Raw genomic sequence first — 14,564 nt, 5'->3', positions numbered from 1 at the left:
ATTAAACAAGCCATCAAAACCATTAAAAAGTACCACCCTGAACGTATTGTCATCGAAGCCACCGGACGCTTAGAAATGCCATTCATCTTAGCCTGCGATAACGCTAAGTTACCCTATGTCATTGCTAATCCATTACATATCAAAAAGTTCTCCGGCGCCCTTGGACATCGAGCTAAAAATGACCGCTTAGATGCCGCTCTTATTGCCCATTACGCGGAAGCGATTAAACCGAAACTCACACAATTGAAAAGTGAAAACATTCGTTTAATGAGTGACTTAGTGACAAGACGCAACCAGTTATTGACCATGCAAACCATGGAAAAGAACCGCTCTCAAATCATGCCTAAGACTGTTGCGTCATCGATTAAATCCCTACTTACCATGCTCAAAAAACAGATAGAAAATATTGAAACTAGAATCGAAAAACTCATCGAGACATGCCCTGATTACCAAGCAAAAAATGAGCTATTACAGAGCGTACCTGGCATCGGAAAAATTGCGGCAGCCTCCATCATCAGTAACGTACCTGAGCTGGGCTACATCACCAACAAACAAGCGGCTTCATTAATCGGTGTCGCTCCCATTACTCGAGAAAGCGGTAGTTATAAAGGCAAGAGAATGATCAAAGGCGGACGCATGCAAGTCAGGACGGTTTTGTACATGGCCATGATGTCTGCAATGCAATGTAATCCTGTTTTTAAACAGCACTATCAAAAGTTATTAGCGGCAGGCAAACCTAAAAAAGTAGCGATCATTGCTTGCGTCAGAAAGATGGTAGTTATCCTAAATTCTATGCTCAGAGACGGCTGCATGTGGGATGTAAACAGCGCCAAAATTAACTCTTGACGCCATAGTCTCTTGTTAAGCGTGTTGCCGTGCTTGATCTGCACAGGGACTTCGATGCCGTGGAGCATCATATTGGTGATACACAGCAAATGTGGCAGTTGTTTCTTCTCTACACCATGGATTTGTTTTTGCAGTGTTTGGTGGTCGGCTGCGCTTGTCACGTAGTTCTCTTTAACGTGATCGAACGAGCAAGCCAGGAATCCACCCGTGCCGCAGGCGGGATCCATAATTTGCTCACCCAGCTTAGGGTCAAGACGATTGACGATAAAACGAGTTACCGCGCGAGGGGTGTAGAACTCACCCGCATTACCTGCGCTTTGTAGGTCACGTAGGATTTGCTCGTAGATATCACCAAACAGGTGGCGTTCTTTAGAGTCAGTAAAGTCGATTTCGTTGAGCTTGTTAATTACTTGGCGCAGCAGTGTGCCATTTTTCATGTAGTTGAAAGCATCACTAAAGGCTTCTTTCACCACAAAACCACGTGGATTGGTGTCTTTCGGTGCGGTTAGGTTTTTTAACGTAGGGAATAGGTCATCATTGATGAATTTCAGCAGCTCATCACCCGTAATGCCTTGGTTATCTGCCGCCCAGTTACGCCATAGGTACTTGGCTGGGATAGGTTCGCGGTAATCATCTAACTCGAACTCTAGCTCTTCTTCTTGTGCATCAAACACTTTAAGGAATAAAAGCCATGACATTTGGCCTAGACGCTGCGCGTCACCATCCACACCCGCATCTTTACGCATGATGTCTTGAATAGACTTGATAACTGAACTGATTGACATGGAGTTCTACTAACTGACTGAAAAAATTAGCGCTGATTATAGCATTTCTACGTCAATCTGAGTACTGAAAAGAGGAGAGATGATGCCCAATAACGGTGGAGGTTAGTGGGCATTTACATCTATGATAAATATATAAATTAATGGCTTACTGGTTGTTGATTCATGCTCATTTTGCTCCGTAAGGCAAGGTACAACACCCAAGTGATGAGTGCATCAGCAGTAATGCCCAAGCCGAACATTATGGCGATTCGTTCAAGCGTAGGGACAAAGATACCGATTTGATAAAGCACAAAAGCACAACCGTAAAACAAGGTGTTTACGATAAGTGATTGATACAGCATTAAATCAGTTCGTCCAATACCATAAAAGTAACTGTCTATGACATTGTTTAAACTGAAAATGACATAGAACCCAACCATTAGCCAAACTAGACTGGTGATTGACTCAGGGTTCTCTATCCCCATGACATTGGCTATAAAGCTGTTCCAAAGCGGTGCGGTGAGTATCCAAACAGCGATAATTCCTAACGTTATCCAAAGGTAGCCATTGACTCGCTCAGATGTTAACCCATTGTTTGTCGCAGCATCTTGCTTAACTAGTTGTCCTAATGTCAAAACGGGAAGTAGTAGCCAGCCCCAAATAAATTGATTAGCAACCCAGAATGTTCCCGCTTGTTGTACTTGGTTAATAAGCTGAAGAATCATGATAATAAAGGCAGTATTTCGTACGAGAGACTCAAGCCCTGACTTCCATCCAATCTTTGCCCATTCTTTGAGCCATTGCGATTGATCTCCTTTAGAAAACTTGAAGCTTAGAGTGATCCCTGATTTCGATAAATAAATCAGGGCAAACAGCGCGAGAAGACTATTGACCACGATATTACTTAAAGCAATACCATTCACTCCTAACTGAAGGGAGTAAGGTAGTTGACTGACGAAAACGCTGTCACAAAGGACAGTCATGATCGTTTGTACTACTAGAAGGCCATACAGCGCTTTCCGTTCATTTTTTAGGACGAGAACCAAAGACAAAAAGGCATAAACGCTGGAGAGCAGAATAGCGGCAGATTCCAATCGAATGTATTGGATCGTTTGTGTCAATAATTCAGCCTGTTGCTGCATCGCATCAACAAAGTTCGGGGCTAGCCACAAAACCATTAAGGTCGCCACAAAGTAGCAAACTAAGGTAACCAAAAGAGATAGACTGGCTCGCTCGCGAAAAACTTCATTATTATGAATCACTCTGCCTAGAATAAATGCTAAAGGGATGAGTAATGCTTCGCTGAGGACTTCATATCCTACATTTAGCCATGCAACTTGTGCTGCAATGCTAAAAGTCCATGGGCTTGGGATGCTGCCCAAGAAATGGATTCGTGTAGTAGAGTAGATTAGTGGTATTAAGCTTGTCAGAGCCAATGTTAGCCACAGGCGAAAGTTGATTGTCTTTATTTGATGATTTTTCAATTTTTAAGCCTTGTTATCTTCACTAGGGATCTCGTGGAGAAAGCGATTCTCCACAGAGAAATAGCAATTACTTTTAATCAGTTGTTTCTTTCCGAGCCGTTCGAACAGTGTGATTAGGTACTGATAAAGTTCAGTATATTGCACTGTACTGATATAAGTTGCTGAGCAGTTAAATACTTGCCATGGGAAATCAATCAATGTTGTAGCGGCATGTTTGGGAAGATAGTTGTGTTTAAACTCACTCAGCAATAAATGTTCTAGCTGAACACAATAGTGCTGGATGATAGAGCAGTGAAAGTGGTACTTGTAACTGTCGTTGTTAGCGATAAGGTTCGGTAAGGAGCAAAACAAAAAGTAAACCTGAGCGGCCAACTCTTTGGCTTGCTTTCGCTCGCTTGTATGTGTTTTAGTAACTGCGTCTAATTGTTCTGCAAGGCCAAGCTCACCCTTTAAAATAGTGAAGTGAACGTTGTAGATTTGTGACTCGCGATAATAAAGAGAAATGTCAGACAGCGATTGGCCTATAACGATTTCTATAAGCAAACGGTCTTGTGTTCTAAGAGTGATTTTCGATCCCAAAATATCGGTATGAGCCAATTGTTCACCGAACAATCTGAGGAGTCTTTTATGCCAATTCTGAACCGAAATCGATGACTGAATAAATAAATCGATATCGGAGCGCTTTGTTAACTGATTAGCCCCTAAGCTACCGTAAAGTAGAGCTGTAGGTACGCTTGTATCTGTGCTCAATACTTTATTCAGCTTACTGACCCAAGTGTGTTGAGATAATGGGAAGGCCGCCCAGAAGGCATCAAAGTTATCAGAGAAGTCAAAACTGTAAGACTGCCAAATCTGTCTTTGCCAGTGAGCTTCTAGCTCTGTCGGTATGGTTTTATTTTTCAAAAATCTAATAGCTTCATCAATAGCTGGCAGTTTTTTGTAGGATGATTGGTAAGAGATTTCTGAGTATTTCTCGTCATCAATTGCATTGATGCTCTGCTCAATATCTCTAGTGCAACAAATTAATATGCCTGTTTTCCTATCTAATTGATTGGCAAGAAGGCTAGCTGTTTGACCGTATCCTGTAAATTCAACAATCGCGTTTTCCTGTTGTTTAACCACAGCAAGGAAATGCTCACATGCAAGTTGCTCACCTTGCTCGGTTCCATCGCCAAAGCGAATTCGATACTCATTTAAAGATAAATAAGGGAACTCAGGCAAACGTCCTTGTATTTGTTGGCTTAACGTCGTTTTGCCTGAATTTAGGTTACCAAAAATATAGATATGCATTGTGGCTTGAGGTCGTTAACCAAGCTAAAGAAACTCTAGCTTGGTTTAAATGGAGATTAGGCTGATTGATAAATCTCAGCTTCCAATTCAGAAATCGCTTCTAAGTACTGCTCTTTACCACCAAAGCATTTTTTGACGATTTCAGCAGGGCGTCCCATCTCGTCAAAAGGCTTAACTTTGAGTACATGAATATTTTCAATCTCTTGAACGCCTTCGTCTGCGTACTTGTCCAGTAGGTTGTTCAACACCTGCTGAGCCGTTTCACCGTACTTAGTGAAGTAGTTGCGCTTTTTGACGTTGTCTGCCCGTTCTTTTCTGGTGAGTGCTGGTTGGTCATACACGACATGACAAATCATGTCGAATGGGTCGAGATCTTTGCCCACTTCCAGCTCTAATGCTTCCCAGATGATGCCTTCCTCTGCCAGTTCATCAATGATTGCTTGCTTTTTATCGGCATCTTGCCAGCGCTTAACAAAGTCATCCATTGAGGAGAACTGTTTTGCCATTGTCTTGCGGGTATAGTCTTTGAACGATTCGGTGACGAGTTTACCGTCGGAATCGTAGTATTGAACACGTTCGGCAATGGCTTTCACCGTTACACCGTTGACATGGAACTTTCTCACTCGGTTTTCATCCTGCCAATCATCATCGGAATTGCTACCGTCAGAAGGAGATGAACCTGAGTCGTATGGAGCTTCTGGTTCTTGGATGCTTTCAGGGTCGATATCTTCCCCTTCAAATGGATCATCTTGTTCAAGTTCATCTTTACCATCGATGATTTCATCAAGTCCTTCATCGGTTTCGAAGTCTTCTGGTTTTGTCTCTTTAACTCGTTCAGGGACACCATCAAAGCGCTCATCAGCGAACAGTTCAGTCGCCTTTTTGAAGTCTAGAATGGTAAACCATAGCTTTCCGTAACGATCATCAATACGAGTACCACGACCGATGATCTGCTTAAACTTGGTCATCGACTGAATGCCCTGGTCAAGAACAACCAGTTTGCAAGTTTTTGCATCGACACCTGTTGTCATGAGTTCTGAGGTGGTCGCGATAACAGGGTAAGCCTTTTTGGGGTTGATGAAGTTATCAAGCTGAGCTTTGCCGATTTCATCATCACCTGTAATTTTCATTACGTATTTTTCATTCTTAGCAACTTGCTCAGGATTGCAGTTGATTAGTGCTCGACGCATACGCTCTGCGTGGTCAATGTCATTACAGAACACAATGGTTTTAGCCATCGGGTCGGTACGTTTGAGGTAACTGGTGATGGTCTGTGCAACCAGTTCTGTTCGCTCATCAATGACCATAGTTCTGTCGAAGTCTTTCTGGTTATAGATCCTGTCTTCGATAACTTCACCATGTTTATCGACTTGTCCTTTGGTTGGTCGCCAACCTTGTAAGTCTACATCGATGTCCACACGCACAACTTTGTAAGGAGCTAGGAAGCCGTCTTCAATGCCTTGCTTAAGCGAATAGGTATAAAGCGCATCACCAAAGTATTCTGTGTTAGAAACGATATCGGTTTCTTTCGGTGTCGCGGTTAGCCCGATTTGAGTCGCAGAGCCGAAATACTCAAGAATCTCGCGCCATGCGCTGTCTTCAGCGGCACTACCACGATGGCACTCGTCAACAACAATCAAGTCAAAGAAATCAGGGGCAACTTGTTTGAATGCCTTTTGGTGCTCTTCTGGGCCAGTCAGAGCTTGATATAGAGCTAGATGGATCTCGTAAGCGGGATCGACTGTTCGACCAGTGACTTTGGTCATAGCGGGGCCAAATGGTTGAAAATCGTTGGTCTTAGTTTGATCGACCAGAATGTTTCTGTCCGCCAAAAATAGGATGCGTTTTTTGGCTCGGGACTTCCATAGTCGCCAAATAATCTGGAATGCAGTGTAAGTTTTGCCCGTACCCGTTGCCATAACCAGCAGCACTCTATCCTGTCCTGCTGCGACTGCTTCGACGGTTTTGTTTATCGCTTGTAGCTGATAGTAGCGCGGAGACTTACCGCTACCATCGTCATGGTAATCTTGAGTAATGACGGGAAGGTGCTCGGTTTTGTAGCCTTTCCAAACGCAGTACTTGTCCCATAGTTGCTGAGGTGTCGGGAAGTCTTCAAGTCGGATCTCAGTTTCGAGTTGAGCTGAGTTGGTTTTATCGTGGAAGATAAAACCGTCGCCATTTGAGGCAAAGATAAAAGGGACGTCAAGTAAGCTGGCGTAATCAAGGCCTTGCTGCATACCTTTTCCGACTTCATGCTTGTTCGCTTTTGCTTCGACAACGGCTAGAGGCATGCTCGGTTTATGGTAAAGGACGATGTCCGCAGACTTAACCTTTTTCCTCGCCGCTGCCTGACCACGAACAATAACTTTACCATCACGGAGTTTTACTTCTTGACGAATCTGAGACATATCATCCCATCCTGCACCTTTAATAGCAGGAAGAATGAATTTCGTGATGATGTCGGTTTCAGATAGCTTTGATTTGTTTATTGTCGATTCCATGCGATTAGCCCGCTCAGTACAAATGCATTTCATGACTATACCAAAGGATGCATAAAAGCAGAAAAGATACTGACTTATCAGTGAAGTGGGTAACGGTATGGGTGAGATGCCCGAGGCTATTCGTGGAAATAGTTATCCCGTTATGCAGTAGAGCATAACGGGAAGTCAGTTAAACAGACCCTAGAGACTCGGTATTTACCACTACAAGGTGTGTTGGCTACTTTCGTTCACCCCAATCACATAGTCTGTCTATGCTCATGGGGATTCACTCACTTGCCGCCTACCTGAAACTCCAAGTGGTTTGGATGTAGCTATGTTGATGGCTTAAGTTTGAGGTTCGTTTGATTCGTAGTAGCAACTTGCTGCTACATTTGTCGCTCTTTGATCAATGTTTCAAAATCTGAAGGATAAGCCGTAACAAGAGTAGTTTCAGCGTTCAGAGCATTTAAGTTATCTCTGATACTGGCAATGGTACGAGGAATAAACTGACTTGAATCTCCCATCACTCCGCGAACGAGGTCGCGACCTAGATTTTCTAAGCCACCAGTAACGATATCGAATTGAGTATAAATATCGACATGATAGCCACCTTCATATTGCCATAGACAAGTATAAAACTGAGTATTTTCTCCATGTGAATTCATCGAGCTGTCAGTTGCTTGAGCATACACAAGTGCTCCATCACAAGTCGGCATTCTAACCGCTCCACCTGCTAAAGCTGATAGGGCTGAGTTGCCAGCGAATGGATTGACTAGTTGAAAGCGAGGAGACTCTTTAGGTAACGGATAAGGGGGTAAATCCTCAGTGATTTTTACAGAAGAAGTATTGGACTGTAATGCCGTTTTTATCGCTTTAGCCATATCTGTGGACGAAATGTTATCTGCTACCTTTAAATCAAAAACAGCGTAACTTCTCTTAGTTTCTTTTGTTTTAGTTAGCGACGTATTTTGGCATCCCATAAGCCCTAATGATGCGATTAGAGCCAGAGCAATTGATTTGTAATGCATGAAAATAATAACCTTTTTAATAATCAAAGCCTATGCATTTTATTGCCCAATTATTTGGTAAGCAATTGTTAAATAAAGATCTAGATCACTAAAAACGTAAAAATAGTTTTGAATGGCTTTAACTTACGGTCAACATGCGGTTGTCTCAATCACGGACGACATACAGCACCACAAACTCTCGCCTTTCCTCATGAAGTGAGGTAGTTAACATTTCCATTGCGGGCATATACCATCAGCGTTTCAAGCCATCGTTTGTTTGCTGAACATATTTCCAATGCCTTAACTTATTGTATCAGTGTGACGGAATTTATCGATGGCAAAAAAGCCAACCTATCGATTCAAATCATCGATTGAGAAACGCCGGCCAATAACCAATTACATTTCATTGAAGAGATGGAAATGGACAATATTCACTGCATAGGTAAACGCATTCCTGATCTGGTCTATTTTTTAATGGTCTGCCTTTGCTCAAGGGTGCAATGAGAGCGATGCCTAGTTTATTTCAAGCGGCAGTTAGCGGCTATTCAAATTTACAGCAGATAAATTGATTACTCACTAACAGACTGTTTATCGGTAATGCCAAGTGGTGCGATTAAACGTTAATTGCTAACCAAAGTAGGCTCCACATAGGCTGCGGTTCCCCACAATGGCACAGTGGAAAGACTGTGCTTAAAGCTACCTGAAGTCTCTTTAGTCGAGTATGACACATACATTAAGGTTTGCGTTTGCGGATCATAAATACGTCGGATTTTCATGCTTTTAAAGAAAATGCTCTTCGATTTTTTAAACACGACCTCACCAGATTTGGATTTGTCGATGTTAGCGATCATCTGTGCAGTAATTTCTCCGGTTTGGCGGCACGAAATTGATGAGTCAGAAGGATCGGCTAGGCTCAAATCTGCTTCAATACTGGCAATATGGCAGGTGACCCCCGTAACGATGGGATCCGTTAAATGATGGAGTTTAATGTCTTTCATGGTAAACAAGCCTAAGCTGACATCACCGACGGCAGAGCGATCACAGCCGGATAGTAATAAAGTACTTACGGCTAGGATGGTTAATTTTTTGAGCATATCTGGGATCCTCGACAAAACAGAGCATGATAATAACAGTAAGCAAAACAAAAGCGTGTAGATAACTGTGCTATGATAGGAAAAATATTGAGAACCTATCCTAACTTTGCCTCTTCACCCTGCGATGGGTAAGTGCTTTGGGCAAAATTGCTCGCCAAAGAAGAAACGACTATGACACATTTATCTTCATCTAACGACATGCAAGCGCTGATTGATGCGAAGAATCAATGGCTGTATGACCAGGTTGATGTCCAGTTCCCGACGCCAGAAAGTCTGCAAGGCCTTACGGTTTATCAGACATTAAATCAAGCCTTACCCAGTGAAGCGTTTACGGCGCAGCATCACGTTGCCGAGAGTCATTTAGCGGCCATTTATTTGGTGGACTTTCATCGTTTAACCATTATGTTTGCGTTATTACAAGCGACGCGTTGTGAGCAAGCGGCCCAACAAGCTTTATTAGTCGAGTTTTTCACGCAGATCATTTATTCGCCGCCTTGTCGCTTATACTTAGGATTTGCTGACGCTCAACCGATGGCTGCTGCCATTGTGACCTGTGATGGCTCGTCACTGCTTATCTCCGATGTGGTGATGCAAAACAACCCGATCTTTACCTCTAGTGATGAGTTTGTTTCTGCTGTCGTGGCTAAATATCAGCAAGAAAACCTAGTCTCCGGTTCTATCTATATTGAGCATTCCCAGCCATAACACTTTTCGGCGTCGTTGAGTTATTGCATTCATCTTGCTTCTATAGAAGAGAATCGTGATGTTGCTTGAAGATACGGGATTATTGTCGGTCTTTTCCTTTATTTTGTTAACTCTATCATCCGAGTGCTATCTCATCGGTATACACTACTTTGGGGCTTATCCCTTTCCCCTGAAGTCGCCTTGGTGTTGATGATTAACGCTATAGGTTATCAATCAATGATCGGCAATGAGTGATAAGGTTAAATCGCATAGGGATTGTTTAACTGCCGTTAGCCATCGCAAAGCATAATAAGGACAGCCATGAAAAACCGTACCATTCGCTGTGTGATTTTTGATTGTGAAGGAACGTTGATTGATAGCGAGCGTTTGAGCTGTATCGCGCTAGTGCGAGTGTTTAATGAGCTGGGTGTTTCATTAACGCTTGAGAATGTTTTGCAGCATTTTTCTGGTGGTAAAATTGCCGATATTCTGGTTAATACCTGTCAATTTGCAGGTATCAGTGCTGATATTGATCAACTAGAACTTCGTTACCGGCAAGAGCTTACCTCATTGTTTGATACTGAGCTTAAGCCTATGCCAGGTGCGATTAATTTATTAGAGCAGCTCAAACGGCATAATATTGAATATTGTGTTGCTTCAAATGCGCCACACGACAAAATGGTCGCTGAATTAAGATTAGCGGGTCTAGAGCGCTATTTTACTGGTGGGCGCATTTATTCCGCCTTTGAGGCGAATAGTTGGAAACCTGAACCCGATCTGGTGCGCTACTGTGCCATGAGTATGGGATTCTCATTAGCGGATTGCGTATACGTCGATGATACACCGAAAGGTGTTGAAGCGGGGATCCGTGCTGGAGTTGTGACGTTCCAACTGTGTTCACCGCTACTTGTTCATCCTGTATCGCATGCTGATGTCATTGCCCTTGATCATTTGGATCAATTAATGGCGTTTCTTAACTACTCATTAACCGATAGCAGGCAAGCTCAGGCTCTTAAGCGCTGAGCATTTTATGCTGCTATTTTTCGTGTCAATGCTGAGTTGGGGTTAAGGGATGCAACTGATGGGGGAGATAAGTGGCTGCCAGTGTGACAGGTGGTTTACTTAATAAGACTTGTTGTTGGATCTGCGGCAACTGATGGGTATGAAAACCGCATTGTGCGCAAAAAAACTTTTCGCCATTCTGAGAGATGAAAAACTCGTCATGTTGACATAATGGGCAAGCGTCAATATCAATTTTTGGGGTTATTGTTGTCATAATTGTTACTCAGCAGCATGAAAAAAATTGCTCATCTTCCCTCTCTTACCTTGAAGCTGCGACAAACTTCGCCATTCGCTCCATTCTTGAAATTATTTTCACCATTCCAAGCAGTATCGGGGGTTACTTTTATTAGGTCATCTATTCATCTTATCTGATGCTATACCCTTTCTACTTGAAGGTTCAGCGGTATTAGCTACGTTCGTTCACCCCAATCACATCGTTTGCGCTCATGGGGATTCACTCACTTGCCGCCTTCCTGCAACTTCAAGTCGTTTGGGTATACAGCAAGGATGGCGGTTTTTATTATCAGCAATTTTCCGCGCTCTAAGCATGAGTGTTTAGGAATAGTGCATTAAGCATAATCGGCTTTGTGACGATACTGATTAAATAAAGATGGCTTTGATTCATTTTTGAGAGTGGTTTCATATTTTCTGTTTTATTTGTGATATTGATCCGTTGAGGTGATTTTTTGTTCTGCTTCAGTAAGCCAGATAAGTGGCAAAATGAGGATTTACATTCAACAATTACATGAGAAGCGCAGACCAGTTCAAAAACTGACGCTAAGCTGCAGATGGAAACTCGACAAATGCCTAGCTTTAGCTTTGAATGGGAATGAGACAACGTAGCGTGAGTAGAGTATGGCGAATTCACAGGCTTTGAGTACCACCTTTCAAACCTATATGGAAAACCCTTTGTTATGGCCGATCCTAGAAGTTTTGAAACGGCAATCTTCAGGTTGGAAGGTACATACCTTAGCGGCTCATCTTAGCGAGCAGGGCTTAATTCCTGTGCTTGATAGTGCTGCTGATAAAGATCTTTTTAAGCGAAACTTTCTGATCATGAATGCGTTATACCAGTTACAAGAGATGTTGTATCCGAAAAACTGGTTACAAGTTGAGGCGATGGACATTGCGCTATTGCCAGTATTTAGTCATTCGCAATATGCCATAGACCCTGATGATCCGCTGCGTGATTATTACTCGCGTTGGGAGCACTATGAAGTCAGTGAAGGGGAAGTGAAGCGGTTACTGAATGAATTTTGGACCCGTTATCAGCGTTTTGTTGGAGGGGACGACATTAAAACCCTCGATCGTTCTCAAGCTTTACGATTATTTGAATTGCCCGCTGATGCTTCTTCTTTTGAAATTCGTAAGACCTGGCGTCGATTAGCGTTACGTTGGCACCCGGACCGAGATAATGGTAATGCTGCTCAATTTCGAATCTTGTGCGCCGCTTGGAATGTCTTGAGGCATGAGCATTAGATAGGATTGAGCATTTATCGTCGTTGTATAATATCCCCAACTCACAGAAACGGTTTGTTATCATGTGTGTTGAGGATATTGAAAATGACCATCTTTAAGCGACGTGGATTATTCGGCTATTTTAAATTGTGCTTTACGTAGACGATTTAAGGTGGCCATCGCATCTAAAATACGTGGTTTCGCCAAATCGCCTTGATTGGGCATCTTGCTGTACCATTCACCTTCCAATAATGCCTCCAGCTCTCGTGCCGGATGAGTTGCCCAACCAGGCTGCTGGGCAAGTTGAAAACAAAGCCAGCCGATAGCGTTAATCTCTGCAGACGACTCTAACTGTTCCAGTGCCGAGATATCAGCAAATTCTTTACCAAAGCGTAGTGAACTGGTGCCTTTAGCCGATACTCTAAATTTACCCTCTGCCAATATTTTTTGTAAAACACTGCGGTTTAATGATCGAGGAGGGAAAGCGGTTAATGGCGTTTCACACTCATTGCGACGTAAGGTTGGATGCTGTTGGATCACTTGTTGTGCTTTCGCAGTAACATCGATCGCTTGATAATCATGCATTTGAATCACGGTATCTGCGATATCTAAATAATCTCCCGAGCCACCCATGACTATCAAGGTTGAAATGCCGAGTTCATCTCTTAATTGACCAATTCTATCCACCAATGGCGTGATGGGTTCATCGCCTTTCGCGACTAAAGCCTGCATTCTTTCATCACGGATCATAAAGTTGGTGGCAGAAGTATCTTCATCAATCAACAGAGTGCTTGCGCCTGCTTCAATAGACTCTTGTAACCAAGCGGCTTGTGAGGTTGAGCCGGAAGCATCTTGAGTACTAAAATCATGGGTGTTTTTACCCATAGGTAGATGATTGATGTAATTGGATAAGTTTAAGTTGTGAACACAACGTCCTTCTTCCGCACGAATTTTCATGGCTTGCGGATCGGTCACGATACCTTCTCGACCATCTCCGGGGATGTGATTGTAAATCGAACGCTCTAACGCGGTTAATAAGGTTGATTTACCATGAAAACCACCACCGACGATTAAGGTAATACCTTTAGGAATTCCCATGCCAGTGATCGCGCCTTGGTTTGGCGTCGTGAGTGTTATCTGCAGGGTTTTTGGCGCTTGAAAAGGCACCGCTTCTTTCATCGGTAGATCGCAGTTACCCGCAACACGAGGTAAGACACTACCATTAGCAACAAAAGCAACCAATCCATTAGCTGATAACTGATCACGCAGCGCTTGCTGATCTTCAATCACTTGGCAATGGGTAATCAAGGCGGGTTTATCCAGTTCACGCTCTAAGGTGGCTCGACGGATAAATTTTGGCAGATGAAACGTTAAAATATTAATGGCTTTTTTGGCCAAAATATCACGACCTTCTGCGGGTAAATTGATTCGAAAACGAAGTTCAATACCTTGTTGATTGAACAGAACAGACGTGCTGTCCAATACGGTTTGCCCAGTCAATGAGATAGATAGGCTGTTTTCTTGTTTGGCTAATTCAGCAAAGCGGCGAGCGATAAAGTCGCGGGCGGCTTGTTGATATGTGGCTGAGCAGTCTTTTAACCACTCTAATCCAGTCAGTGACCAAGCACGTTGTGCTCGCAAACGAGAGGCTGATGCGTAAGGATCGGACTGAACGTGATCGATAGACAGGGTAAAATCACCAAAGTCATACTGGCCCTTAATTTTCTGATAGGCACGGTAGTTCTGTTTTTCGAGTTTTTTCAGGTTTGCAATTAATAGATCCATCTCGAGTATCACTTATTGAGAATGACAAAGGCGCGATTATAGGGACCGCTATAGACAGAGTAAAGCAATCTCCGATCTTCTCATCACCTTTACCTGTTAAGGTTTACGGCTTTACTGGTTTAGTACCATCATCTCCAAGCGCCAACTTATCGATACATCATGGGGAGATGATGGTTGATTGACGGAGTAGAACACCCATCACATGTTAAATGTGGTCCATAAAGGGAGAAAGGTCGACGTCTTGTTGGTAGTCAATCTCAGGAAAACCAAAGCCGTTTAAGCGTAAAAATTCTTGCTTGAAGCCTTGTATGGATAATAACTAACGAATCAGGGTAAAGTGAGACCCAGACTTTAGCTGCAACTAAAGTTCTCTATCTGATAGTTCGATTGAAGTGTGGCTCCTCTATCGAGAGACCGATAACAAGAGCGAACGTCAGATAGAACTCCAAGCACCACACTCGAATAGTCTTCTGGGTCTCGAACCCGCATTTAGCAAGCAAGAGTTAGCTTATTATGAATACAAATACACTGCAAAACATTAATGTCGGCGTTGATACCGGCAAGTCACAATTAGATATCTATATCCGTCCTCTCGATATCTATTTTAATG

At 43.0% G+C, this 14,564-nt stretch carries 12 protein-coding genes and 2 pseudogenes; 5 read left to right on the top strand and 9 right to left on the bottom strand.

Annotation, left to right across the window (positions count from 1 at the left end; genetic code table 11):
• On the top strand, nucleotides 1-846 hold an 846-nt coding region (locus tag CAG58_RS01095), incomplete at its 5' end, for an IS110 family transposase (protein ID WP_161439688.1).
• A 5-nt stretch (nucleotides 847-851) separates the two neighbouring features.
• Here the strand turns inward: CAG58_RS01095 and CAG58_RS01090 are convergent.
• The 6 genes and pseudogenes from CAG58_RS01090 to CAG58_RS01065 form a co-directional block, all read right to left on the bottom strand.
• Nucleotides 852-1,631, bottom strand: a pseudogene (locus CAG58_RS01090) (N-6 DNA methylase); the annotation flags it as partial.
• Nucleotides 1,632-1,768: 137 nt separating this feature from the next.
• On the bottom strand, nucleotides 1,769-3,094 hold the full coding sequence (locus CAG58_RS01085) for an MATE family Na+-driven efflux transporter (RefSeq protein ID WP_158145428.1): 1,326 nt from the start codon (nucleotides 3,092-3,094) through the stop codon (nucleotides 1,769-1,771).
• Nucleotides 3,095-3,097: 3 nt separating this feature from the next.
• The gene (locus CAG58_RS01080; RefSeq protein ID WP_161429857.1) at nucleotides 3,098-4,384 is read right to left on the bottom strand and encodes a hypothetical protein; all 1,287 of its coding nucleotides are present in this window, start codon (nucleotides 4,382-4,384) and stop codon (nucleotides 3,098-3,100) included.
• A gap of 56 nt (nucleotides 4,385-4,440) precedes the next feature.
• Nucleotides 4,441-6,885, bottom strand: coding sequence for an EcoAI/FtnUII family type I restriction enzme subunit R (gene hsdR, locus CAG58_RS01075; RefSeq protein WP_202598161.1), 2,445 nt, complete (start codon nucleotides 6,883-6,885; stop codon nucleotides 4,441-4,443).
• Between the two features lie 365 nt (nucleotides 6,886-7,250).
• On the bottom strand, nucleotides 7,251-7,892 hold the full coding sequence (locus CAG58_RS01070; RefSeq protein ID WP_154171156.1) for a hypothetical protein: 642 nt from the start codon (nucleotides 7,890-7,892) through the stop codon (nucleotides 7,251-7,253).
• 599 nt (nucleotides 7,893-8,491) lie between these two features.
• Nucleotides 8,492-8,965, bottom strand: a complete 474-nt coding sequence (locus tag CAG58_RS01065) for a CreA family protein (RefSeq protein WP_158145432.1) — start codon at nucleotides 8,963-8,965, stop codon at nucleotides 8,492-8,494.
• A 171-nt stretch (nucleotides 8,966-9,136) separates the two neighbouring features.
• On the opposite strand from CAG58_RS01065, the gene CAG58_RS01060 reads away from it, so the two are divergent.
• Together CAG58_RS01060 and CAG58_RS01055 are read left to right on the top strand one after the other, a co-directional pair.
• The gene (locus tag CAG58_RS01060) at nucleotides 9,137-9,670 is read left to right on the top strand and encodes a hypothetical protein (RefSeq protein WP_237665953.1); all 534 of its coding nucleotides are present in this window, start codon (nucleotides 9,137-9,139) and stop codon (nucleotides 9,668-9,670) included.
• 300 nt (nucleotides 9,671-9,970) lie between these two features.
• Nucleotides 9,971-10,672, top strand: coding sequence for an HAD-IA family hydrolase (locus tag CAG58_RS01055; protein WP_161425700.1), 702 nt, complete (start codon nucleotides 9,971-9,973; stop codon nucleotides 10,670-10,672).
• Nucleotides 10,673-10,697: 25 nt separating this feature from the next.
• Here CAG58_RS01055 and CAG58_RS17085 read toward each other — a convergent pair whose 3' ends face one another.
• Complete coding sequence (locus CAG58_RS17085; RefSeq protein WP_306687226.1) at nucleotides 10,698-10,925, bottom strand: hypothetical protein; 228 nt, start codon at nucleotides 10,923-10,925, stop codon at nucleotides 10,698-10,700.
• Nucleotides 10,926-11,566: 641 nt separating this feature from the next.
• Between CAG58_RS17085 and CAG58_RS01045 the strand changes: the two genes are divergently transcribed.
• Nucleotides 11,567-12,190, top strand: coding sequence for a DNA-J related domain-containing protein (locus CAG58_RS01045; protein ID WP_161425699.1), 624 nt, complete (start codon nucleotides 11,567-11,569; stop codon nucleotides 12,188-12,190).
• Between the two features lie 108 nt (nucleotides 12,191-12,298).
• Here the strand turns inward: CAG58_RS01045 and CAG58_RS01040 are convergent, their stop codons facing one another.
• Nucleotides 12,299-13,954 (bottom strand): ABC-ATPase domain-containing protein, encoded by a 1,656-nt coding sequence (locus CAG58_RS01040; protein WP_161425698.1) that lies wholly within the window; start codon nucleotides 13,952-13,954, stop codon nucleotides 12,299-12,301.
• A 205-nt stretch (nucleotides 13,955-14,159) separates the two neighbouring features.
• Nucleotides 14,160-14,264, bottom strand: a complete 105-nt coding sequence (locus CAG58_RS01035; RefSeq protein WP_337247278.1) for a hypothetical protein — start codon at nucleotides 14,262-14,264, stop codon at nucleotides 14,160-14,162.
• 203 nt (nucleotides 14,265-14,467) lie between these two features.
• Between CAG58_RS01035 and CAG58_RS01030 the strand changes: the two are divergent.
• Nucleotides 14,468-14,564: pseudogene (locus CAG58_RS01030) on the top strand (IS110 family transposase); the annotation flags it as partial.

The organism is Vibrio sp. V31_P5A7T61 (assembly GCF_009904895.1).
In the GTDB taxonomy this organism is placed as follows: Bacteria; Pseudomonadota; Gammaproteobacteria; order Enterobacterales; family Vibrionaceae; genus Vibrio; species Vibrio metschnikovii.
The sequence above is the reverse complement of the archived record's forward strand: the minus strand, read 5'-3'. Positions and strand labels throughout refer to the sequence as shown.

What these genes read in the sequence shown, in the direction of transcription:
- CAG58_RS01080 (WP_161429857.1), bottom strand. Translation starts at nt 4,384, where the DNA reads ATGCATATCTATATTTTTGGTAACCTAAATTCAGGCAAAACGACGTTA.
- hsdR (WP_202598161.1), bottom strand. Translation starts at nt 6,885, where the DNA reads ATGGAATCGACAATAAACAAATCAAAGCTATCTGAAACCGACATCATC.
- CAG58_RS01070 (WP_154171156.1), bottom strand. Translation starts at nt 7,892, where the DNA reads ATGCATTACAAATCAATTGCTCTGGCTCTAATCGCATCATTAGGGCTT.
- CAG58_RS01065 (WP_158145432.1), bottom strand. Translation starts at nt 8,965, where the DNA reads ATGCTCAAAAAATTAACCATCCTAGCCGTAAGTACTTTATTACTATCC.
- CAG58_RS01060 (WP_237665953.1), top strand. Translation starts at nt 9,137, where the DNA reads ATGACACATTTATCTTCATCTAACGACATGCAAGCGCTGATTGATGCG.
- CAG58_RS01055 (WP_161425700.1), top strand. Translation starts at nt 9,971, where the DNA reads ATGAAAAACCGTACCATTCGCTGTGTGATTTTTGATTGTGAAGGAACG.
- CAG58_RS17085 (WP_306687226.1), bottom strand. Translation starts at nt 10,925, where the DNA reads ATGACAACAATAACCCCAAAAATTGATATTGACGCTTGCCCATTATGT.
- CAG58_RS01045 (WP_161425699.1), top strand. Translation starts at nt 11,567, where the DNA reads ATGGCGAATTCACAGGCTTTGAGTACCACCTTTCAAACCTATATGGAA.
- CAG58_RS01040 (WP_161425698.1), bottom strand. Translation starts at nt 13,954, where the DNA reads ATGGATCTATTAATTGCAAACCTGAAAAAACTCGAAAAACAGAACTAC.